This window comes from Lactobacillus sp. CBA3605 (assembly GCF_002970915.1).
In the GTDB taxonomy this organism is placed as follows: domain Bacteria; phylum Bacillota; class Bacilli; order Lactobacillales; family Lactobacillaceae; genus Lactiplantibacillus.
The window spans coordinates 18019-38486 of sequence record NZ_CP027190.1 but is presented as its reverse complement, the minus strand read 5'-3'; the positions used below and the strand labels follow the sequence as shown (position 1 = coordinate 38486).

Below are 20468 nucleotides of genomic sequence, written 5' to 3'. Positions count from 1 at the left end.
TTAAAAATTCCTCCAATTACATAAAGTGTAACGGCTCAACGTCAATCGCAATCTGTAATCCTTGTCGTTGTTGGACCTGAGTTTCTTGTAATAAGGTCGTTAAAGTCGCGGCTAAATTTGGTTCTTGTTTATATTTAATGACAATTTGATAATAATAGCGTCGATTAACCCGCGCAATTGGCTTGGGCGTCGGACCAAGCAAAACAGTTGAAGGTGCCAACCGCGGCTTTAACCATTGTAACAGTTGATACATCCGTTTGGCAGCTACGGCTTCATCTAAATCACTAGCCGTAATCTGAACCGTGAAATAATACGGTGGATAACCGCCCTGATGACGCATTCGCATCTCGTATTTAAAGAAACCTTCATAGTCATGCTGTTGGGCAAAACGAATCGCATAATGTTCGGGGTTGAATGTTTGGATATACACTTGCCCGCTCTTTTCAGCTCGGCCAGCCCGGCCACTAACTTGGGTTAAGAGCTGAAAAGTCCGCTCACTGGCTCGAAAATCAGGTAATCCTAAAGCCGTATCGGCATTTAACACCCCTACCAACGTAACATTGGGGAAATCCAACCCTTTAGCAATCATCTGAGTACCAATCAAAATATCGGCTTCTGCCCGGCCAAACTGCGCCAGCAACTTAGCATGAGCCCCTTTCTTACGGGTCGTATCATTATCCATGCGAATAATTCGTGCAGTTGGCATTAGTGCTTGGAGTTCTTCCTCAACCTTTTCTGTTCCCGTCCCATAATAGCGGATTTGACGACTATGACAGTTCGGGCACACCTTTGGAATCGCTTCTTCATGCCCACAATAATGGCACTTCATCGTGTGGGTGTCCATATGTAGCGTTAACGAAATATCACAATTCGGGCATTTCAACACAAACCCGCAATCTCGACAAAGTACAAACGATGAATAGCCACGCCGATTAAGCATCAAAACACTCTGTTCATGACGTTCCAACCGGTCTTGCAAAGCTACCAACAACGCTGGTGAAAAATTGCTTTCAGCATGTTGTTGTAATTCTTTTTTCATATCAATAATTGAAACCGGCGGTAACGGGCGTTGATTGACCCGATCCGCTAAGACTAATCGGTGATACACGCCTTTTTCGGCCCGGGCGCGGGTTTCTAGCGCTGGTGTCGCCGATCCGAGGACTACCGGACAATGATGATACTGACTCCGCCATAATGCTACTTGCCGGGCATGATAGCGGGGCGCATCGTCTTGTTTATAGCTGCTTTCATGTTCTTCATCCATGATAATAATACCAATATTAGTCAACGGTGCAAAAACAGCTGAACGGGCCCCAACGACCACTTGCGCTTGTTGTTGCCGAATACGTCGCCATTCATCATACTTCTCACCACTGGATAGGCCACTGTGTAAGACAGCCACCGCTTTACCAAAGCGCCCTTTAACCCGTTGAACCATCTGGGGCGTCAATGAAATTTCTGGGACTAGCATTAGTGCGGTCTTGCCTTGGGCTAACGCCGCTGCAATGGCTTGCAGATAAACTTCAGTTTTGCCGCTACCCGTCACCCCTTCTAATAAAAAGGTGGTCGTCGCTGGTTGATCAACCGCTTGCGTAATCTGATCAACGGCAACTTGTTGCTCAGCATTTAAAGTCAGTGGTTGCGTTGGTTTAATATCAGCAGTCGCATAAGGATCACGGTAAATTTCTAACGCTAACTTTTTCAGCCAGCCTTTCTGTTCACCCGTTCGAATGACCGCTTCAGTCACCCCGAACCGTTGGCAAAATGCCTTTTGCGTGATGGCTTCCCCATTCAAAGTTTGTAAGCCCTTCAATAGCGCTATCTGTTTCGCCGCACCAGCCCGGACCGTAGTCATCGCGGTTTGTAATTGAGACGCTGATAAGACGGCTTGGACCCCGATTAAGGTTTTATGGTGCGCTTGGTTTTTAACTTGATAATAAACTTCTACTTCACCGGCAGCTTGTAAGCGTAATAGTTGACTCACTGCGGCCGGTGTCGTTGCAACCTGATCAAACTCAACTTCGGCTTGACCTTGAAAAAGTTGGGCGGCAATCGTCGGTGACGTTTGCGGCGTCGGCCGTAATAACTTTTCATACTTGGCACGCATGACTGCTGGCAGCATGGTTTGCGCGCACGTAATCTGAAATGAAAACGTGCTTTTGGCTAACCAAGCTGACAACGCCAACGCTTCCTGATTCAATACGGGCGCTAAATCAACGACTGCATCAATCGCCTTTAAATCGCCAGCATAATCTGTCGCCGCCGCACAACTTAAAACGAATCCTTGAACCCGCCGTTTACCTCGCCCGAATGGCACGACCACCCGCATGCCTGGCTGAACCTGAGATTGCCAGGCATCCGGAATTTGATAACTGTATGGTCGGTCCGTCTGCATCGTTGGGACATCGACTAAGACTTGTGCAATTTGAGCCACCCTTAACTTCCTTTCTTACTGGTGCTTCACAGCGCCCTGACTAATTGCGGTTTCTAAAATCTTTTCGGCAATAGCTAGTTTAGGTAAAACTGCCGTCGTGATTGCCGGTGCATTTGGCCGCAATAAGGTGACCTGATTCGTCTCCCCATTAAAACCAACCCCTGGTTTCGCAACATCATTTGCCACTAATAAATCTAATCGTTTAGCTGCTAATTTTTTGTTCGCATTAGCTAATAAATGCTCGGTTTCCGCAGCAAACCCAATCACAAATTGAGTTTGCTTCTGGGTTGCTAAACTTTTTAAAATATCCGTTGTTTCCGTTAAGTCTAACGTTAAACCGGTTTGACCAGCCTGCTTTTTAATTTTTTGGGTTGCTGGCTGAACTGGCCGATAATCTGAAACTGCAGCGGCCATCACTAAAATGTCGGTCGTGGCAAAGGCTTTAGTCGTTGCTGCCAGCATGTCAGCCGCCGAAGTAACGGGTACAATTGTCACACCTGCTGGTTTCGGCAAAGCCGTCTGAGCACTGATCAACGTCACTTGAGCCCCCATCATATAGGCGGCTTGTGCGACTGCGTAACCCATTTTTCCAGAAGAACGATTGGAGAGAAAGCGAACCGGATCAAGTTGCTCACGCGTGCCGCCAGCTGTCACTAAGACCTTTTGACCATGCAGTGGCAACGTTGACGTCGCTGCTAGTAGCTGATCTGTCAACCACGCTAAAATAACCGGTGGTTCGGGTAAACGCCCTTGACCAACATAACCTTCTGCCAACATGCCAGTTGCTGGCGTCAAAACGTGATTGCCGTCCGCCGTCAATTGGGCTAAATTGCGCTGCGTGGCTGGATTCTCATACATATGGGTATTCATCGCTGGAATCACATATTTAGGCGCCGTTGTTGCTAAAATAGTCGTGGTCGCCGCATCATCTGCTAAGCCCATCGCCATTTTAGCAATAATATTGGCGGTTGCTGGTACAACAACCATGAGTTCGGTCCAATCCGCTAACGCCACATGCACCACGTGGTGCGGATCCGCCATGGTAAACTCGTCACAAACGACTGGTTGTTGCGTTAACGTTTGAAACGTTAACGGGGTCACAAATTCAGCAGCATGCGCCGTCATTGCAACTCGGACTGTCGCCCCCTGTTTCATTAATAGCCGAATCAAGGTCACCGCTTTATAGCTGGCAATGCCGCCACTAATGACTACTGTTACCCGCCGATTCGTCCAAATACTCACTTTGCTCACGCCCTTTTAATCAATTTATCGTTCACTTACCCTATGAACAAGTCATTATACACTTGATATGATTGTATCAAGAATCAGTCGTTTGGTGAAGTCCAAAGGTTGCTCGAAAAAAATAGGTTCGAGACCAAAGTCTCGAACCCACTCGCTTTGCTAATCCGTGACTAGTCCTTATCGGTTTCGTCAGGATCAATCATTAAGTCGCCGGCCGCAATTTCTTCTAACGCCCGACCAATGGTTTTAACTGATTTGTATTCGCTAAGCATTGGTGCAGCACCGGCATCTAATTCATGGGCCCGCTTGCTAGCTAACATAATCAATGAGTAACGTGAATTAACTTGCTTTAATAAATCATCAACTGATGGATATAAGATCAAGATTCAGCATCTCCTAACATTTCTTCGTATTGAGGCATTACCCGTTTGACACTAAACCGTTCGCTGCGAATAATCGCTTTAATCCGTTCAGCAGCCAGCGGGACTTCATCATTAACAACCGCATAATCGTAATTACGCATCATCTTGATTTCGTCGACAGCTTTGGCCATCCGTTTATTGATGACCGTCATATCATCAGTCCCACGACCAATGATACGATGTTTGAGTTCCATTAAGTCTGGCGGTGTTAAGAAAATAAACACCCCATCAGGCATCTTTTCGCGCACCTGCATGGCCCCGTTAACTTCAATCTCTAAAAAGACATCTTTACCGGCAGCCAATGACTGCTTAATATATTTTAAGGGCGTCCCATAGTAATTGTCAACATACTTGGCATATTCAAGCATACCGCCACTCTTGATTTCATCCTCAAATTCATCTTTAGCGACAAAATAATAGTCCTTTCCATCAACTTCACCCGGACGCATTTTCCGAGTTGTCATTGAGACTGAATATTGAAAATCGTTATCATCTGAGTCAAAGATTGCCTTACGGACGGTACCCTTGCCGACGCCCGAAGGACCTGATAAGACGATTAACATGCCTTGTTTCGCCATGATCGCAAATTCCCCTTATTAAATATGTTTTAAAGATTATTTTGCACTTTTTAACGCTAGATTGCAAGTCTTATCACGGTATACGCCTGATTTTCATATTTCAACTCGTTTAAAGCAAAAAATATCACTTGCATTTTAGAACGTTTGTTCGTATAATATAAACACAAACAAATGTTCGAGGTGGTTATCATGCAAAACAAGCAATCAAATCTTAAATATATTTCTAAAAATCTACAAGCGTCTTATCGGCAATTCTTCGATGAATTCACATCTGCTGCTGAAGTCGTCGTGCCTTTGTTACCTCAGATGCCGACCTTTCAACTAACTTTGTTTTTAACTCAGGCTCAAGCTAAACACTATCCAATTATGTTACAAATGCAACCAAGCCTAACCGAAACTCATCCTTATAACATTCACGGTCGTTTAAAGACCTTAGCTTCTGGTCAATTAGTTTTGGTTAATCATGACCAGCAGCTCACACATATTATTGAAGCTGATCAAATTCGCTACCTGAAACGCATCTAATATTTGCATCGAGAGATGAAATCATAGTTTATACAACCTTGCGTATTGCTGTGGTGTTTTCGATGCAACAAAAAAAGATTGATGTTACAGTTCAAGCTACTCCCCTGAATGAGTAGAACTTGACGCCTGTAAATCAATCTTTTTATTTTACAGCTATTTCTGAGTTGGATCAGCTTTCTTTTCAATCCAACCAAGAATCGCATCGGAGATAATTGCCATTAAAGCAGTTGGCAAGGCTCCGGCAAGGATAATGGCACCACCATTCGTAGCATTAGTCCCTCGAATAATGATATCCCCTAAACCACCAGCACCCACGAAAGTCCCAATCGCAGTAATCCCAATCGCTAGTACTAAGGCATTCCGTAACCCAGCCATGATAACTGATAATGATAACGGTAATTCGACAATTCGTAAAATCTGCCAACGGGTCATCCCCATCCCTTTACCAGAATCCAAAACACTAGGATCAACATTCAACATCCCGGTATACGTGTTCTTAATAATTGGCAGTAAGGCATACAAGAAGACAGTCACAATGACGGTATTCACGCCAAGCCCCAATCCAATCATAATAATCGACAACATCGCTAACGACGGCACCGTCTGAATAACATTTGCAATCGCAATGACGGTCGCACTTAATTTACTATGATGTGCAATAAAAATCCCAATTGGAATCCCAACAATTGCTGCAAAGAGCACCCCGTAAATTGAAATTAAAAAGTGCCGCGAGAATTGACTAAGGACATATGCACCATTTTGCTCGTAGTAATAAATTAATTGTTGCAACATGTTCATATTAGCCATTACTTGCCACTCCCTTCAAAGTAATTATTTTTTTCGAGGAACTGTTTGGCAACAACTTCAGGTTCAACTAAGTTATTGTCAACTTTATAGTTCAAACTTTGCATCGTCTTTAAACTGATTTTACCATTCAAACGCGATAAAATCGGCTTTAATTGTGGATATTCTTTGAGTATCTTATTCGTTGCTACTGCACTTGCATTGTATGGTGGGAAGAAGCTCTTATCATCTTTTAAGATTTTTAAGTCATAACTGCCAATCCGACCATCAGTAGAATACCCTAAAATAGCATCCATTTTACCTGATTCCAATGCATCATACACTAACCCAATCTGCATTGGATACGTCTTACCGAATTGATAACCATACAACGTCTTAAAGGCGTCGTAGCCGTCACCCTTTCGTTCTAGCCAAGTTTGATCAAGCCCGACTGTTAACTTGGACGCAACCTTTTTCATGTCACTAATCGTATTCAGATGATACTTCTTAGCAGTTTGTTGCGTCACCATAAAGGCATAAGTATCCGCAAAACCATAAGATGGGAAGTAGGTCATTTGATATTTAGAATTAAACAACCGTTTAACTTTCGCATCGGTCTTTTTGGTTTGTCCCCGCTCAACTTTTTCACCCAAAATTGTCGTTAAATCCGTCCCGGTAAATCGAATCGATGAAATGTCCGCTTGGTCATTTTTCAAAGCATTAAAACTAACCGTTCCTGAACCTAAGTTATTAATAATGGTCGTATTTAAATTCGAATAGTGCCCAATCATGTCTTGAATCACATAGGCCATGATTTGTTGTTCTGTCGTATTTTGGGCGGCAATTCGTACCGTATCACTCGATGTTCCTGATAACCCTGGAAAACCACACCCTGCTAACAATAACGCACTGGAAGCGGCGGCGATTAACCCAAGGAGCCATTTTTTAAATTTTCGCATGTCGTTTCCTCCTTACGCCTGTGTCGTTCGTGGGGTCACTGCAGCTTCAAGCTTACCCAACAACCAATCGACAATTAAGGCCAAGATGATAACTGGAATCGACCCACCTAAGATTAAATCGGTCCGATATAAATTCAACCCATTAAAAATAAAGTCACCTAAACCGCCGGCGCCAATGTATGATGCTAACGCAGCCCAAGCAATCACATAAGTCGCTGATAACCGAATTCCGGCCATAATAACCGGTGCAGCCATCGGTAGTTCAACTTTAATAATCGACTGCCAAGAGGTCATCCCCATCCCTTTAGCCGCATCAATCAGTGCTGGATTAACATCCTCCATCCCTAAATACGTATTCCGTAGAATAGGAAGTAATGAATAAATGAACAGCGCAATGATGGCTGGAACTGCCCCAATTCCGAAAAACGGAATCATGAGCGCCAACAAGGCCATGGCTGGAATCGTCTGAAGCATACTAGCAATTGCCATCACAAAACCGGAGATGGCTTTTGTCCGCGTCAATAAAATCCCTAACGGTACCGCTACTAAAATCCCTAAAGCCAGCGAAATCGCTGAAATATAGAGATGTTGCCAAGTTTTAAGCAGTAGCTGACCGCCATAATTTTGTAGAAACGTGATCATTGCTGATCACCGCCTTCAGTAGTCGTTTGAGAGGCCTCTGAAGTTGCCGCTACTTCATCATTGTGATGATGGATGTTATTCGTTTCTTCATCTTCTTCTTCGTCACCCCAAAGCGCATCGTACACAATATCGACCAGGGTCGCCCGCGTAACAATCCCAACTAAACGATGTTGATCGTCAACTACAGGAATGTTCTTAAAGCCGCGCTTCAAAATCCGTTCAACCGTATCGCGAATTAACGAATTAGATTGAACATAGAAAATATCACGAGTCATAATATCATCAACACTCGTCGCAGAATTGAAGCTGTAATCCACATCTTCAATGCCAATCATCCCTTTTAGAATGTTCGCTTCGTCCGTTACCAAGAGTGAATCAACTCGTTTTTCATGCATTAAGCGTAATGCGGCCGTTAAAGACTTGCCCGGTGTCGTTGAAATTGGGTTCTTTAACATAACCTGACCAACCGTTGTAATACTTGGACGTGCTTGGATCAAACGGTCTTTCCCGATTAAATTCTCAACAAATTCATTTGCAGGGTGGCGCAAAATGCCATCTGGCGTATCAACTTGCATAATCTTACCGCCATCCATAATGACAATTCGAGTAGCAAGCTTCAAGGCTTCGTCCATATCATGGGTAACAAACACAAAGGTTTTACCCAATCGTTCTTGCAAGTCTTTAACCAAATCTTGCAACGCTTCACGCGTAATCGGGTCTAGCGCCCCAAATGGTTCGTCCATTAATACTAAGTCTTGATTGGCAGCCAACGCCCGGACAACCCCGATTCGTTGCTGTTGCCCACCGGATAATTCGGAAGGATACCGATCTAAAAACTCTTCTGGTAATTCAACCAGTTTAATCATTTCTTCGGCCCGTTCATTCATTTTATCTTGCGACCATTTTAATAATTTCGGGACCAATGTAATATTGTCGCGAATTGTTAAATGGGGCATTAAACCAATATTTTGAATGACATAACCAATTTTGCGACGTAACTTCACCGGATCAAGTTGGCCAATATCTTTCCCATCTAATTTAATGGTCCCAGTCGTTTGACTGAGCATCCGATTAATCATTCGCATCGTCGTCGTCTTACCAGAACCAGACGTCCCGATGAAGCAGATAAATTCACCTTTTTCAATTTCTAAGTTAAAATCTTCGACAGCAATCTTGCCCCCGGGATAAGTTTTGTTCAAATGTTCCATTGTTAGAAACAACCTCATCGCTCCAATCTTTTTTAATTTTTTAATTAACTTTCTAAAGCAGTGCTTAATAAAGGATAACTTATAATGAAACCAAATTGCAAACAACTCGAAATCTAATTAACCACCCGACCCCGCTGGATTGCAGTCAACAGTACCGGTTGAACGCGATTAAAAAAACCATGATTATTTAAATTTTACCTGACCTAACTTGGCTAATTAGCTTTAGCTTCTCCGGCCAAACGTAATAACTCTTCTGCATGTTCTAATGATAATTTAGTGACCTTCGTCCCAGCTAACATCCGTGCTAATTCTTGCACGCGAGCAGGATGAGCTAATTTTGATACACTAGTTTTAGTCCGCTGACCCGTAATTTTTTTAGCAATAAAATAGTGATGGTCACTCATCGCCGCCACTTGTGGCAGATGAGTAATACATAATACTTGTGAAAATTGTGCGATACCACTGATTTTTTCAGCAATCGCTTGGGCAACTCGCCCACTAACACCCGTATCCACTTCATCAAAAATAATACTCGTAATCCCTTGTGATTCAGAAAAAATGGTTTTTAACGCCAACATCATCCGTGAAAGTTCGCCTCCGGACGCAATCTTCGCTAATGGCCGCATTCGTTCACCCGGATTGGTTTGAATATAAAATTCAACCCGATCTAATCCACTCCGAAAAATCTGGCCATTAGTCGGCTTAAACCGCACTTCAAAAATTGCCTTATCCATATAAAGATCTTTTAATTCTTGATGGATTTGTCGCTGCAATGTTTTGGCACACGCCCGGCGTTTATCTGACAAAGCCTGCCCAGTTTTTAATAACTCAGCCTGCTGATCCGCAACCCGTTGATCTAAATCTTCACTGTTTTCTTCAGAATCCGTCATTTTAGCCAATTCGGTCGCAATCTTTTGATAATAATCCAAAATCTGTTGTTCAGAATCACCGTATTTACGTTTCAATTGACTTAAAACATCTAACCGTTGTTCTAACTCATCTAACCGTCCCTCATCAAATTCCTGTAAATCCAATTGATTAGAAACTTGACCAGATGCGTCCTGAAGCGCATAAAAGGCATTTTTTACATTGACAGCAATTTCATTGAAAGCGGGATCAAGGGTTGCGATTGGATCTAAGGCATGCATCACCTCACCAACCATATCCACGGCTCCGGTCGTTTCTTCCCCAGCTGCCAATAAACTATAACTTTGCTGCAACGCCTGATTAATGGTCTGATAATTGTCTAAACGGTCGCGTTCCGCTGTTAAATCGGCTTCTTCGCCAACTTTAACTTGGGCCGCTGAAATTTCGTCAACTTGAAAATTCAGCATATCTAACCGTTGGGCCCACTCTTTTTCATTGGCATTCTTTTTTCGTAATTCCTGATTCAACTGTTGATAGTCTTCATATTGTTGCGCGTACTGTTGCTTTAACTTGCGAATTTTAGCCGCTGCAAATTCATCTAACAACCCTAAATGTTTCTCTGGCTGCATCAACTCTTGATGTTCATTTTGACCGTGAATGTCGACAATCGTTTCGCCAATTTGCTTAAGCGTGGTCGTATTGACTAACATGCCATTAATGCGACAGGTATTACGCCCACTTTTGGCAATCTCACGTTGCAGAATTACCGTATTATCAGCATGGTCAATGCCGGCTGCATCTAAGAGTTGCGCCGTATTGCCCGTTTTTGGCAAGATAAACATGCCTTGTAAGATGGCTTTATCTGCGCCAGTCCGAATAAATTCTTGGGACCCCCGACCACCAGCTAGCAGCCCGACTGCATCAATAATAATTGATTTACCAGCCCCAGTCTCACCGGTTAAGACGGTCATGCCAGCTTCAAAGGCAATGTCCAAGTGTTCAATAATAGCAAAGTTAGTAATTGATAGTTCTTGTAACACCGCAGTTTCCTCCCTATAAAAAACGACCTGCCACGGCAATGTGAGCAGGCCCAATGATAACCTAGTTATCGCTTAATAATCGTTGGATGGTTTGTTGTAATTCTAGCGTTGCCGCCAGTGATTTACAAATAATTAGAACAGTGGCATCATCACCCAAAGTCCCAAAAACGTTCTCATAATGCATGGCTTCAACCAGTGCCGCTAAAGCCGGACCATTACCTGGTAAAACCTTAATTAACACAAACTTGTCTTGCGTCGCATACGAAATGTAGGCATCTTTCAAGGTCCGCTTGAGTTTCTTTTCAGTATCCATCTTTTTTTGCACTGGCATACTGTAACGATAGCCACCCGTCACCGAGGGAACTTTTACCAGTTGCATGTCTTTAATATCTCTAGAAATCGTGGCTTGCGTCACATCAATATTTTCCGCACGTAATAAGCTGACAAAGTCTTCTTGTCGTTCAATTTCTTTTGAACTTAATAATCGTTTAATGTAGCGTTGGCGTTCTTGCTTTTTCACCCGATCACCCCCGGCGTCTTAGTCATATCTATACTCACATAATAAGCTATTTTGCATAAATATGAAAGACTGGATTTGAAAATCCGTTACTTATTCAACTGGTCGTATGCGGCTTGCTGCGTCCGTTCGATAGAGACCGTGGGCGCAACTGTCGCCGGTTCATCAGTTGCTTGTAAATGGATTAAAAATTCAATATTACCTTCGCCACCCTTGATTGGCGAATGATCCAAGCCTAAGACATTATAGCCCGCATCACGCGCAAACGTGACGATATCGTTCAACACCGCCGTGTGCACGGCCGGATCACGAACAATGCCGTGCTTACCGACATTCTCGCGACCAGCCTCAAACTGAGGTTTGATCAATGCAACCACGTCGCCTCCTGGCTCAATAATAGCATGGAGGGGTGGCAAAATGAGATGTAATGAAATGAAGGAAACATCGATAGATGCAAAGTTAGGCCGGCCTTGCGTAAAGTCCGCTAACTTACTGTATCGAAAATTAGTGTGTTCCATAACGACCACGCGTGGATCTTGCCGCAACTTCCAGACTAACTGGTTACTGCCGACATCTAACGCATAACTCATCTTTGCTCCACTTTGCAGCATGACATCCGTGAAACCACCCGTAGAGGAGCCAATATCTAACACTGTACGATCCGTCACGTCGATGGCGAAACTCTTTAACGCCCGTTCAAGTTTTAACCCACCGCGGGACACATATGGCATCGGTTTTCCCTTTAAGTGTAACTCAGTCGTTACTGGAATTTTAACGCCCGGTTTATCTAAACGTTCTTCATTTACACCGAGAATTTCACCCGCCATCACGGCTCGTTTGGCCTTTTCACGCGTATCGAATAGGCCCTGCTGAACCAATAACACATCAATCCGTTCTTTTTCCATCTTGATTAAGTCCTCTAATTCGTAAAATATGTTAAAAATGCAGCCAATAATCCTAAATCACGTTGACTCAACGTTTCGGCCTGCTTTAAAGCGTTTTGAGCTTGATTCAATGCTTGTTTTAAAGCACTTTTAGCACCTACTAATCCCAATAGTCCGGGATAAGTATTCTTATGCTCCTGCGCATCTTTATGCGTCGCTTTCCCCATGGCTGCCGGAGTGCTGGTCACATCTAAAATATCATCATAAATTTGAAAAGCTAAGCCAAATGCATCCGCAAAGGCTAATAATGCCGCTTGAATAGGTCCAGTCACGGTCGCTTGAATACTCCCAGCGACGACAGCATAGTGAATCAAAGCACCGGTTTTTTCACGATGTAATTGTTGTAGCACCGCAAGTGGTAACTGAATGCCCGCACCAGTCACATCCGCAACCTGCCCCGCAACCATCCCTTTAGGTCCCGTTGCTTGCGCCAATGCCAGGGTCAGTTGGGCAATCATTGCCGCAGATAATTGACTGTCAGCTAACCATTGAAATGTCAGGGGTTGCAAGGCATCACCTGCCAGAATCGCCAAATCTTCGCCAAACTTCACATGATTCGTCAGTTGACCCCGGCGCAACCGGTCATTATCCATTGCTGGTAAATCATCATGAATCAACGAATAAGTATGCATGAGTTCAACCGCCACACTGGCCCGTAATTCCTTAGCAGTAATGGGTTGCTCAAAAGCGGTTAAAACCGCCAACGTTAATAACGGTCGTAGTCGTTTGCCACCAGCCAATACCGAATAACGCATGGCCGCCGTTAGTTGATCTTGATCGCTAACTTGCTGCAACTGCTCATCTAGATAGGCATTGATTCGTGGCACCCAAGCTGCTTCAAAATCTGCTAAAACTTGCTTATTCATTAGTGTCTGGCGCTTTCGCTTGTTCAAATGGAACTTCATTTCCATTTTCATCCATCATTTTAGTCAGGGTCTTTTCGGCCCCTTCTAGGGTTGCTTGTAATTGTTGACTTAACGCTACCCCTTTTTGAAATTGATCTAAGGCTTGTTCTAATGGCACATCGCCTTGTTCTAATTGGTTAACGATTGTTTCTAAATTAGTTAAATTTGCTTCAAAGGTTGGTTTTTCAGCCATTGCTTTTTCCTCCATTAACTTCAGTAATCTTAGCCGTAGCCTCACCATCTGCAAAATGAATTGCCACCGTCTGGGCTGGCTTCAATTGCTCAGTTGACCGCACAATTTGATTTTGTTCAGTTACAAACGCATAACCGCGCCCCATAATCTTCAACGGGCTTAATAAGTCTAGCGACTGGGTCGTCCGCGCCAACTGCTGGCGTTTAGTCACCATCACTTGTTGGGTAGCTCGCCCTAACCGTTGTTGTAGATTAGTTAACTGCGTTTGTGCCTGCCGTACCCGGTGAATTGGCGTTTGCTGGGTCAGCCGTTGGGCCATCTGCTGATAACGTTGTTGTGATTGACTGATGGTCTGTTGACCAGCTTGCTTTAACCGTTCAGATAAAAAGTCTAGTTTTTGCAAATAACCTTCATACAACCGGTTAGGCTGGGTAAAGACATACGACTGCTTTAATTTATTTAAGCGTTGCCGATTATGTTGTACTAAATTTTGAAATGCATTAAAGACCCGTAATCGGTCTTGGTTCAACTGTAACAACACATCATTATACACGGGTACCGCTAACTCAGCAGCCGCCGTTGGGGTTGCCGCCCGCACATCCGCCACTAAATCAGCAATGGTCGTATCAGTTTCATGACCAACTGATGAAATAACTGGCAATTGACTGGCTGCGATGGCGCGGGCCACGACTTCTTCATTGAATGGCCATAAATCTTCAATCGAGCCACCACCGCGGCCGATAATCAGCGTGTCAAAATTACCCGCCTGATTAGCCCGTTCGATTTGCCGCGCAATCTCTGGCGCTGCTGCATCTCCTTGGACCTGAGCTGGAAACAAGACCAGTTGGGCAATCGGAAAGCGCCGTCGCACCGTCGTGATAATATCACGAATGACCGCACCACTTTGACTTGTGACGACTGCAATCCGTTTTGGAAACCGGACCAATGGCTGTTTAGGCGCGTTGAATAACCCCTCAGCCGCTAGCTTAGCCTTCAATTGTTCAAACGCTTGATAAAGCGCGCCAACCCCATCTGGTTCCATCCGCTCGACATAGATTTGATAACTGCCACTGGGTTCATATAAACTAATGCGGCCCACGACCAAAACTTTCATCCCAACTTCTGGTTGAAATTTTACTTTGGCAAAAGCTGATTTGAACATAATTGCCGAAATTTTAGCATGGTCATCCTTCAAACTAAAATATTGATGTGTGTTCGGCCGCGGTCGATAGTTTGAGATTTCGCCGGTTAGATAAACTTTACCCAGATAAGGATCAACTTCGAATTTACGCTTTAAATATTGGGTTAACGCCGAAACTGTCAAATATTCTTGACTATCACTCACCTAAATCACTCCATTTTGCTAATTCAACCGTCGTTTGCATCAACGTGGCAATGGTCATTGGACCCACCCCACCAGGTACCGGGGTAATTAGGCCAGCAACCCCTTGCGCTGACTCAAAATCAACGTCGCCAACTAACTTACCGTTGGCATCACGATCCATCCCAACATCAATCACCGTTGCGCCCGGCTTAATATCGGCACCTGTAATCAGGTGCGCGATGCCAGTTGCCACAACCAAAATATCAGCAGTTCGCGCAACGGCTTTCAAATCGACTGTCTTACTATGGGCCAACGTCACCGTCGCATTGGCATTCGTCAACAAAGCGGCCATAGGTTTCCCAACAATCGTACTGCGCCCAATGACCACAGCATGCTTACCAGCCGGATCAACATCATACGCTGCCAACATCGTCATGATCCCCCGGGGGGTATTGGCAATTGGATAGTGACCGGCATAGTTTGTGATTAACTTACCGACATTGGTTGGATGAAAGCCATCCACGTCTTTATTCGGATCAATTGCTAACGTCACTAGTGGCTCGTTAATTTGCTTTGGTAGCGGTGATTGGACCAAAATACCGTGAATTTTATCATCAGCATTGTAATCCGCAATAATTGATAGTAATTCAGCTTGGGTCGTCGTTGCTGGTAATTGACGAACAATCGAATGCATCCCCAACTTAGTTGCTTTACGATTCTTATTCCGTACATAAATCTGACTCGCCGGGTCCTCGCCAACAATAATCACTGCAATTCCTGGTTGTACCCCACGTTCAACTAACTTGCTAACTTCAGCCTGAGTTGCTTGATTAACTTGTTTTGCCACTTGTTTACCATCAATAATTGTTGTCACACTCGCCACGCTCCTTTGGTTGTCTTTTTTTATTTTAGCATATTAAGACCAGAGATAAATAGCTGGTTTAACGATACTTATAAAAAAAGTCTGGCAATTTGCCAGACTTTCAAGTTGAACATCATATTGTTCGGATTTAGCTTAAATTGCTTCGTCATTAACGGCTTTGCCTAAGACCCCACTCACAAACTTACGTGATTGATCATCACTGAAAGTTTTAGTTAATTCAATGGCCTCATTAACAGCAACTTTAGCTGGAACACCATCAGCAAACTTCAACTCAAAGAATGCAATCCGTAAGATAATTAAATCGGTCTTTGCAAGTCGATCTAACGACCAAGCTTGACTTAAATACGGTTGAATTAAAGTGTCTAGTTCAGTTTGATGGTCGCGAACGCCCGTTACCAACGTGCTTAGATAACTAGGAATTTCTAGTTCCACTGTGCCCTCAGGATTTAACAATTGTTGATACAACTGATTTTCATCAGCATCCGGATTAGCGTTCAAGGCAAATAAAGCTTGAAAGGCTTTTTCTCGGATTTCGTGACGCGTTAAACTCAAGATTCTTCACCATCTTCATCGTTATCAGTTTCTGGATTGGTTTCACCAAAAAGATTATTCGGATCAATTGCGCTCTCCGTCTTTTCAGTGACAATCCCGGTAATGTGGACGTTAACTTCACTCAACGCCAAATCAGTCATAAACAAGATTTGTTGCTTAACCTTATCTTGAATCGCTAAAGCAACCTTGGGTACCGAAACGCCGTAATTCAAATAGGCGTAGATATCGACGCTGATTTGATCATCAACAATCGTTAACTTAACCCCTTTACCCAGACTCTTTTTACGACCGAACAACTCATTTACACTGGAAGAAATCGAACCGCGCATCCGGTTAACACCATCAATCTGGCTTACCGCGATACCAACGATTATTTCAAGCACTTCGGGTGCAATTTGAATTTGTCCTAAGCTGGGTTCTTTGCTTTGTAGCATAATATTGCTGCTATCAGCCATTTTGACATTCCTCCAATTCCATGTTTGTCGGCACTTGTAAATTAAGCCCGAGAAACGTACGTGCTATCAACAGTATTAACGATCAACTTGTCGCCAGCCTTAACAAAGAATGGCACTTGAATAATCGCACCAGTTTCAAGCGTTGCTGGTTTAGAACCACCAGAAGCGGTGTCACCCTTAATCCCAGGTTCTGTTTCAGCAACTTCTAGCGTCACTGTGTTAGGTAATTCAATACCTAACACTTCGCTGTTGAACAACGTTACTTGAACTTCCATGTTTTCCTTCAAGAACTTCAATTCAGTTTGAATATTGTCTCCAGGAATTTCAATTTGTTCGTAAGTATCCGTGTTCATGAAGACATAACTGTCCCCATCAGCGTACAAATACTGCATCGTACTCTTTTCGATTGGGGCTTGTTCCATCTTAGCACCGGCCCGGAAAGTCTTGTCTTGAACTGCACCAGTCCGTAAATTCTTAAGCTTTGAACGAACGAAAGCGCCGCCCTTACCTGGCTTAACGTGCTGGAATTCCACGATACGCCAAATTGCATTGTCAACTTCAATTGTTAATCCATTTTTAAAATCTGCTGTAGAAATCATTTAAAGTCCTCCTATGAAGATATCTTTATTACTATAACAAGACCAAGCCGCCGTGGCAACTGTCTTGGCTATAAAATCACTAAATCATGGGTTGCTTGCGTCAAACGTTCATGCCCAGTCGCAGTAACTAACACATCATCTTCAATGCGAATCCCGCCAAGACCAGGGAAATACACGCCCGGTTCAACGGTCACGACACTATCACTGACCAACGTCGCCGAGCTGTTGGTGGAAATCAGGGGAGCTTCATGAATCTCTAAGCCAATCCCGTGTCCCATGCCATGATTAAAGGCTGGTCCATACCCAGCGGTCGTTAACATCTCCCGGCCAACTGCGTCTAAATCAGCGCTGACGGCCCCGGGACGCACTTGGGTCACAACGGCCTGTTGCGCCGCTTGAACAGCCTCATAGGCTGTTTTAAGCTTGGCGTCTGGTGTCCCCAAAGCGAAGGTCCGCGTCATGTCTGACGTATAGCCATCTAAAAAGTAGCCAAAGTCAAGGGTAACCAAGTGTCCAGCCGTGAGATGCGCATTTGAAGCTACCCCATGTGGTAACGCCGCTCGGGCACCACCTAAAACAATCGTCGTAAATGACGGCCCACTGGCACCACGTGAACGCATAAACGCATCCAATAAGTTACTGACATCGCATTCACGCATGCCAGGTCGAACAATGCTCGTCACATAGCCAAACCCAGAGTCTGCCAATTGCGCAGCAGCGCGTAACTTCGCAATTTCAGCTGCGCTCTTGACCACACGCAAAGCTTCAACCACATTTGATAGCGCCACCAAATCGCTGACTAGATACTCATCTAAGTAACTATAATCAGCATAAGGCAACGTCTCCTCAAAGCCCATGACGCCGGTATTAGTCTGTGCAATCAACTCACAGACCGCCGCTAAGTAATCCCGCGTAATTACCAGATGGTCATGCTCATACTCCTTAGCAAAAGCCGTTTGATAACGCGCATCCGTAATCAGATAAGTATCGTGAGCTAAAACTAATAAGTAGCCTGCCCCCGCTAGATCATCCATTCCGGTTAGATATTGTAAATTACCATTACTTGATACTAAAAATGCATCAATTTTTAACTGATCAAATTGCTGTTGTAACCTTTCAATTCGACTTGGCATTTAGTCACTCCCATCATAACCTCTGCTCCATTATACCAAACTTCTGTCTGGTAAACGTCGCTCAGTCATGATTCATCACTAATGCGTTAAAAAAAGAGCCTCACGCAGAGGCTCTTTCAAAAGATTATTTTGCTGGGTAAACAGAAACTTGGCGCTTGTCGCGACCTTTGCGTTCAAAACGAACGACTCCGTCAACCTTTGCAAATAATGTATCGTCGCCACCACGGCCAACGTTAACACCAGGATAAATATGGGTTCCGCGTTGACGGTAAAGGATGTTACCACCCTTAACAGTTTGGCCATCAGCCCGTTTAGCGCCTAAACGCCGACCAGCTGAATCACGACCGTTGGCAGTCGAACCGCCACCTTTATGGTGAGAGAAGAATTGCAAGTTCATTAACATAGTAAAGTCCACCTCCGAATGTGGTTATCGTGTTTGTTCACGAACCTGGATATAATCACCATAGTTCGTGGCAACATCGTTTAATCCGAGTGTGAAACTTTCAAGGAGCGTCTGCAATTGTTGGTTAGCTAAATCTAACTTAGTAAAATCAGCAATTAACAAACCACCATTGGTTTCATCGCTCTGGACTTCGGGTTTCAAATGTGCAACTTGTTCAATCCCATTGATTGTACTAATCGCTAACACCGAAACCGCCGCACAAACGATGTCTTGTCCATAAGCACCTGAATCAGCATGACCCGTTAACCGGAAGCCAGTTACTGCACTGTCTTGATCCCGGAAAATCATTGCTTGAATCATAAGGAATGCCTACTTTCTTAATTATGCATTAATTGTGTCGATCGTTACCTTAGTATATGGTTGGCGATGACCCTTCTTCGTATGAGTCCCTTTTTTGGCCTTATACTTGAAAGTTACCACTTTACGTTCGCGGCCCTGCTTTTCAACAGTTCCTTCGACCGTAGCACCATCAACAGTCGGATTACCAATCTTAGTTGATTCGCCACCAACAAAAACGACTTGATCAAAAACAACCTTATCGCCTGCGGCTGCATCAAGCTTTTCAACATAAACAGCTTGACCTGCTTCAACCTTATATTGTTTACCACCAGTTACAATAATTGCGTACACGTTTGTGCACCTCCTTAAATTATGAATCACTTAGACTCGCCAAATTAAGCGTCGTTGCCGAACTTAAAACTTAATTCGTGCGGTTGTAGCTGTAGAAGTTCACAAATACAACAAGAAAATACTATCAAAATAGACGCCACTAGTCAAGCAATAATTTCATCATACAAAGAAATCTGTGAAAGTAATGTTACCAACCGTCATCAATCGATGGAGCTTTTTAATGCATTTGGTAAGGTAACGAGGCGTATAAATCAAATCATTTTCAAGCCAATCGGTAATCAACCCGACAGTCGCCGAAACATAGTAAGCCGTTTGGACACTAATCGGTACTTCTAAATCAGCGAATTGATCTTCAAAATCATGATAAAACTGTTGCATCCAGGTCGTAAGTTGTTGTTTGATGCGGTGCTCTACCGCTAGTTGGCTCTGATCAATCAACAGAGTTTTAAAGGCCTCAGCATGATCATTAATATAGCCCAACGCCTTAGCCAAGGATAAGACTTGAACACGGCGTAACGGATCAGCTGGATTAGTAATGACTTCCCCAATTGAAACCGTGACGATGCCCGTTGCAAACAGATCGGTCACTAAATCATCGAGCGCCTGGCTAACAAACGCTGGCTTATCTTTATAATGAAGATAAAAGGTGCCCCGAGTCACTGATGCTGTCGCAGTTAACTCCTGGACCGAGATATCTTCAACATTTTTAGTTTGTAATAATGTAATTAATGCTTGCCGTAAATGCCGCCGCGTTTTATCAACCCGGGGATCAATTTCATGGTTCATTTAACTTCCCTACTTTCTAAGACAAATATACCATCAATCGGCCAGAGCGTCTAATAATCGTTATTATCAGAACAAATTAGTAGAAATCGTCCATAATTAAGGGCTTTTTTCAAAAAAAAACAGTTTTTCATTAATTTTAGTTGCATTTTACGTTATACTAGTCTTACAATAATTGTTATTGGACTAATTAAAAGGAGGTAATTCTCTCATGACTGTTGTAGCAAAACCTTACAATACATGGGCCACACGTCGTCCAGTTGCTGATAAGCAAAAGCGTCTTCGTCGCGAAAAGCAAACTGCCGCGATCCAACGTTGGGCCGCTGGTAAGACTGAAACCATTGAAGCCACACCAAAAATCAAGTAATAAAAAAAGAACCGGCCTTT

At 43.8% G+C, this 20468-nt stretch carries 25 protein-coding genes and 1 other annotated feature; of the genes, 2 read left to right on the top strand and 23 right to left on the bottom strand.

What is annotated here, in order from left to right:
* Positions 1-16: 16 nt before the first annotated feature.
* The 4 genes from priA to gmk form a co-directional block, all read right to left on the bottom strand.
* A complete protein-coding gene (gene priA / locus C5Z25_RS00215; RefSeq protein ID WP_105450589.1) occupies positions 17-2434 on the bottom strand; it encodes a primosomal protein N' in 2418 nt (805 codons plus the stop codon).
* A gap of 15 nt (positions 2435-2449) precedes the next feature.
* Positions 2450-3676, bottom strand: a complete 1227-nt coding sequence (gene coaBC, locus C5Z25_RS00210; protein WP_105450587.1) for a bifunctional phosphopantothenoylcysteine decarboxylase/phosphopantothenate--cysteine ligase CoaBC — start codon at positions 3674-3676, stop codon at positions 2450-2452.
* A 170-nt stretch (positions 3677-3846) separates the two neighbouring features.
* Positions 3847-4059, bottom strand: coding sequence for a DNA-directed RNA polymerase subunit omega (gene rpoZ / locus C5Z25_RS00205; protein WP_105448330.1), 213 nt, complete (start codon positions 4057-4059; stop codon positions 3847-3849).
* Entirely contained in the window at positions 4056-4676 is a 621-nt protein-coding gene (gmk, locus tag C5Z25_RS00200; protein ID WP_105450586.1) for a guanylate kinase, read from the bottom strand. The genes rpoZ and gmk overlap by 4 nt, the downstream gene beginning before the upstream one ends.
* A 189-nt stretch (positions 4677-4865) precedes the next feature.
* Here gmk and C5Z25_RS00195 point away from each other — a divergent pair, with 189 nt between their 5' ends.
* A complete protein-coding gene (locus tag C5Z25_RS00195) occupies positions 4866-5201 on the top strand; it encodes a hypothetical protein (protein WP_105450584.1) in 336 nt (111 codons plus the stop codon).
* 153 nt (positions 5202-5354) lie between these two features.
* On the opposite strand, the gene C5Z25_RS00190 is transcribed toward C5Z25_RS00195, so the two are convergent.
* From C5Z25_RS00190 to C5Z25_RS00100, 19 genes are all read right to left on the bottom strand, one after another.
* On the bottom strand, positions 5355-6008 hold the full coding sequence (locus C5Z25_RS00190; RefSeq protein WP_105450582.1) for an ABC transporter permease: 654 nt from the start codon (positions 6006-6008) through the stop codon (positions 5355-5357).
* Positions 6008-6943 carry an osmoprotectant ABC transporter substrate-binding protein gene (locus tag C5Z25_RS00185; protein WP_105450580.1) on the bottom strand — a complete coding sequence of 312 codons (936 nt, stop codon included), beginning with the start codon at positions 6941-6943 and terminating at the stop codon, positions 6008-6010. The genes C5Z25_RS00190 and C5Z25_RS00185 overlap by 1 nt, the downstream gene beginning before the upstream one ends.
* Positions 6944-6955: 12 nt before the next feature.
* On the bottom strand, positions 6956-7585 hold the full coding sequence (locus C5Z25_RS00180; protein WP_105450578.1) for an ABC transporter permease: 630 nt from the start codon (positions 7583-7585) through the stop codon (positions 6956-6958).
* Positions 7582-8793: a betaine/proline/choline family ABC transporter ATP-binding protein gene (locus C5Z25_RS00175; protein WP_304598426.1), complete on the bottom strand. Its 1212-nt coding sequence runs from the start codon at positions 8791-8793 to the stop codon at positions 7582-7584. The genes C5Z25_RS00180 and C5Z25_RS00175 overlap by 4 nt, the downstream gene beginning before the upstream one ends.
* Positions 8794-9005: 212 nt before the next feature.
* Positions 9006-10700 (bottom strand): DNA repair protein RecN, encoded by a 1695-nt coding sequence (gene recN, locus C5Z25_RS00170; RefSeq protein WP_105450574.1) that lies wholly within the window; start codon positions 10698-10700, stop codon positions 9006-9008.
* A 61-nt stretch (positions 10701-10761) separates the two neighbouring features.
* Positions 10762-11220: an arginine repressor gene (locus C5Z25_RS00165; protein ID WP_105450572.1), complete on the bottom strand. Its 459-nt coding sequence runs from the start codon at positions 11218-11220 to the stop codon at positions 10762-10764.
* 86 nt (positions 11221-11306) lie between these two features.
* Positions 11307-12122 carry a TlyA family RNA methyltransferase gene (locus C5Z25_RS00160; protein ID WP_105450570.1) on the bottom strand — a complete coding sequence of 272 codons (816 nt, stop codon included), beginning with the start codon at positions 12120-12122 and terminating at the stop codon, positions 11307-11309.
* A gap of 14 nt (positions 12123-12136) precedes the next feature.
* Entirely contained in the window at positions 12137-13027 is an 891-nt protein-coding gene (locus tag C5Z25_RS00155; RefSeq protein WP_105450568.1) for a polyprenyl synthetase family protein, read from the bottom strand.
* On the bottom strand, positions 13020-13259 hold the full coding sequence (locus tag C5Z25_RS00150; RefSeq protein ID WP_105450566.1) for an exodeoxyribonuclease VII small subunit: 240 nt from the start codon (positions 13257-13259) through the stop codon (positions 13020-13022). Before C5Z25_RS00150 ends, C5Z25_RS00155 begins: the two co-directional genes overlap by 8 nt.
* Positions 13252-14604 carry an exodeoxyribonuclease VII large subunit gene (gene xseA / locus C5Z25_RS00145; protein ID WP_105450564.1) on the bottom strand — a complete coding sequence of 451 codons (1353 nt, stop codon included), beginning with the start codon at positions 14602-14604 and terminating at the stop codon, positions 13252-13254. Before xseA ends, C5Z25_RS00150 begins: the two co-directional genes overlap by 8 nt.
* Positions 14597-15457 (bottom strand): bifunctional 5,10-methylenetetrahydrofolate dehydrogenase/5,10-methenyltetrahydrofolate cyclohydrolase, encoded by an 861-nt coding sequence (locus C5Z25_RS00140; RefSeq protein WP_105450562.1) that lies wholly within the window; start codon positions 15455-15457, stop codon positions 14597-14599. The genes xseA and C5Z25_RS00140 overlap by 8 nt, the downstream gene beginning before the upstream one ends.
* A 141-nt stretch (positions 15458-15598) precedes the next feature.
* A complete protein-coding gene (gene nusB / locus C5Z25_RS00135) occupies positions 15599-16018 on the bottom strand; it encodes a transcription antitermination factor NusB (RefSeq protein ID WP_105450560.1) in 420 nt (139 codons plus the stop codon).
* Positions 16015-16473: an Asp23/Gls24 family envelope stress response protein gene (locus C5Z25_RS00130; protein ID WP_105450558.1), complete on the bottom strand. Its 459-nt coding sequence runs from the start codon at positions 16471-16473 to the stop codon at positions 16015-16017. The genes nusB and C5Z25_RS00130 overlap by 4 nt, the downstream gene beginning before the upstream one ends.
* A 41-nt stretch (positions 16474-16514) precedes the next feature.
* Positions 16515-17072, bottom strand: a complete 558-nt coding sequence (gene efp, locus C5Z25_RS00125; RefSeq protein WP_105448314.1) for an elongation factor P — start codon at positions 17070-17072, stop codon at positions 16515-16517.
* 68 nt (positions 17073-17140) lie between these two features.
* Positions 17141-18205 (bottom strand): M24 family metallopeptidase, encoded by a 1065-nt coding sequence (locus tag C5Z25_RS00120; protein ID WP_105450556.1) that lies wholly within the window; start codon positions 18203-18205, stop codon positions 17141-17143.
* A 124-nt stretch (positions 18206-18329) separates the two neighbouring features.
* A complete protein-coding gene (rpmA, locus tag C5Z25_RS00115; RefSeq protein ID WP_105448312.1) occupies positions 18330-18608 on the bottom strand; it encodes a 50S ribosomal protein L27 in 279 nt (92 codons plus the stop codon).
* Between the two features lie 24 nt (positions 18609-18632).
* Positions 18633-18968 carry a ribosomal-processing cysteine protease Prp gene (locus C5Z25_RS00110; protein WP_105448311.1) on the bottom strand — a complete coding sequence of 112 codons (336 nt, stop codon included), beginning with the start codon at positions 18966-18968 and terminating at the stop codon, positions 18633-18635.
* 21 nt (positions 18969-18989) lie between these two features.
* Positions 18990-19298, bottom strand: coding sequence for a 50S ribosomal protein L21 (gene rplU, locus C5Z25_RS00105; RefSeq protein WP_105448310.1), 309 nt, complete (start codon positions 19296-19298; stop codon positions 18990-18992).
* Between the two features lie 22 nt (positions 19299-19320).
* Positions 19321-19393, bottom strand: a sequence feature (ribosomal protein L21 leader region).
* A gap of 64 nt (positions 19394-19457) precedes the next feature.
* The gene (locus C5Z25_RS00100) at positions 19458-20084 is read right to left on the bottom strand and encodes a TetR/AcrR family transcriptional regulator (RefSeq protein ID WP_105450554.1); all 627 of its coding nucleotides are present in this window, start codon (positions 20082-20084) and stop codon (positions 19458-19460) included.
* Between the two features lie 208 nt (positions 20085-20292).
* Here C5Z25_RS00100 and C5Z25_RS00095 point away from each other — a divergent pair, with 208 nt between their 5' ends.
* Complete coding sequence (locus C5Z25_RS00095; protein ID WP_105448308.1) at positions 20293-20448, top strand: hypothetical protein; 156 nt, start codon at positions 20293-20295, stop codon at positions 20446-20448.
* Positions 20449-20468: the final 20 nt, after the last annotated feature.